The 1,731-nt window shown below is 58.7% G+C and carries 3 protein-coding genes; all 3 read right to left on the bottom strand.

What is annotated here, in order from left to right; genetic code table 11:
• Positions 1-263 (bottom strand): hypothetical protein (locus AC1DYI_RS34605; protein WP_477208625.1); only part of this gene is annotated, 263 nt, incomplete at its 3' end.
• Positions 264-341: 78 nt separating this feature from the next.
• A complete protein-coding gene (locus AC1DYI_RS34600; protein ID WP_477208624.1) occupies positions 342-863 on the bottom strand; it encodes a DUF6933 domain-containing protein in 522 nt (173 codons plus the stop codon).
• A 69-nt stretch (positions 864-932) separates the two neighbouring features.
• The gene (locus AC1DYI_RS34595) at positions 933-1,232 is read right to left on the bottom strand and encodes a colicin immunity protein (RefSeq protein ID WP_477208626.1); all 300 of its coding nucleotides are present in this window, start codon (positions 1,230-1,232) and stop codon (positions 933-935) included.
• Positions 1,233-1,731: the final 499 nt, after the last annotated feature.

Below are 1,731 nucleotides of genomic sequence, written 5' to 3'. Positions count from 1 at the left end.
GGATTCTCAGAGATGATGAGGTGATCGCCTTCGACTTGCCAGTAGAACAGAGGAGCCATTAGCGGCCCTTTGCGCAAGCCGATGGTTGCCGAGACAGTACCTTCCTTCCCGAAACTATAGAGCTCGTACTTCTGATCATCGATGAGTTCAAGTTGCAGGCGTTCCATGTCGAGGGCTGACCAAGATATCTCTTTGCCTGACTCGTCCGGGCCGCAAGCGGCCAGCATGAGAGCGACGAGAAGGAGCGCTTTGCGAATGGGCATTGCTGAGTGCGCAGGTATTGCGAGGCCTAACGTTCGACGTAAGGGGCTGGCCGCAGGCCAGTCCCCTTGACGGAGGGGTTAGGCCGGGTTCGCGTTGAGAAGCTCACGGGCCGCCTCCATGGAATGATGCCACCCAAGTGTGGCACGCGGTGTCGAATTGACATTCACAACGATGGCGCTCATCTCGACGCCAGAAAGGCCACCTCTATGATTGACCATGTGGAAGTAATCGGCAGCCACCGCTGCRGAGACACCAAGCAGAGACTTGTCGGTGGCTTTGCAGACTGCGATCTCTTGTAGCTCCTGAAGGAGCCGAGACGTTCGTTGGCTTGACGTACCCATTGCCTGCATCAGTTGGCTGACGCCATGGGATAGAAACCCCGGAATGTCCTCCAAAGACGGCTGAAGTTGGCCAATGAAGATTGGGAAACTGAGCAGGGATAGGCTGTTCATGAACAGAAATGCCTCCCTGTCGCCGATTGGAACGACATTGAGCAGCCAGTCACCAAACACAGAGCTCCCCCTGCTTGGAGGGCCGAGCACCTCACGGCCAATGCCAAGAGCGTCGCGAGCCTTCTTGGTAGCTTGAAGATAGAGCACGACGTCTTCTACCAGGCCTAACGTTCGACGTAAGGGGCTGGCCGCAGGCCAGTCCCCTTGACGGAGGGGTTAGGGCGCTGGCTGAGATGGGCTGCTTTTGGACTTGTGTTCATAGCCAGTGACGGGTGCTGTGGTGAGGACAAAGGCATCATGAACAGAACACTCGGACTCAATGAATGCCGCAGCATGCGAGTTGTTCGAATTGCATTCCTGCCGGCTCATTGGTGGATCCGCTCCATCCCAAATGCAGTCCACGCGGGCCTCGAAGCCTGGCTGGCGCCAAATGCCGCCTTCGACCCGCACGACCACTAGACCCCGATCGGTGGCAGCATGGCAAACGGCCGCGGCGGCTGAAGCATTCAGGTACATGACGGCACTGCCGGAGCCAGCGAAGTATTCATCGCTCGACTCGTATAAAACGTTTCGCTGAAGCTTCATTTGCGCTCTAACGTTCGACGTAAGGGGCCTGCCGAAGGCAGGTCCCCTTGACGGAGGGGTTAGGCACCGGAGATGCACCCACCGTGATGGACTTGCCGTGCAAGGCAGGCKGACCCGAGGAAACTGAAGATGCTAYTCGGCTGACAGCAGCCTGGCTATACAGCACCGGGACTGCGGCTGTTKCAGTTTGGYTCGCCCGCCGAGACGGCAGACCCGGCCCAATAGCTGCTCCCTCCCCAAGTTTGGGCCGTGACCGCAGGCACTGTTGAACCGTGACGTAGCGCCAAGGCTTCAATTTCTTGACCAACTTGGCAGGCGGAAGGCTGAAGTGACCACCGACCGTGCGCTGGCCGCCGAAGGAMGGACAGCCCACGCCGACGCTGAAGCSAGCACGCCTYTCCCGTGAGCACAGGGCATCGAAACTGGGGCC

The organism is Ideonella sp. P3_A4, from assembly GCF_056403075.1.
The sequence above is the reverse complement of the archived record's forward strand: the minus strand, read 5'-3'. Positions and strand labels throughout refer to the sequence as shown.

Excerpts from the sequence above, each read along its gene's own strand:
- AC1DYI_RS34595 (WP_477208626.1), bottom strand. The coding sequence starts at position 1,232 with ATGTACCTGAATGCTTCAGCCGCCGCGGCCGTTTGCCATGCTGCCACC.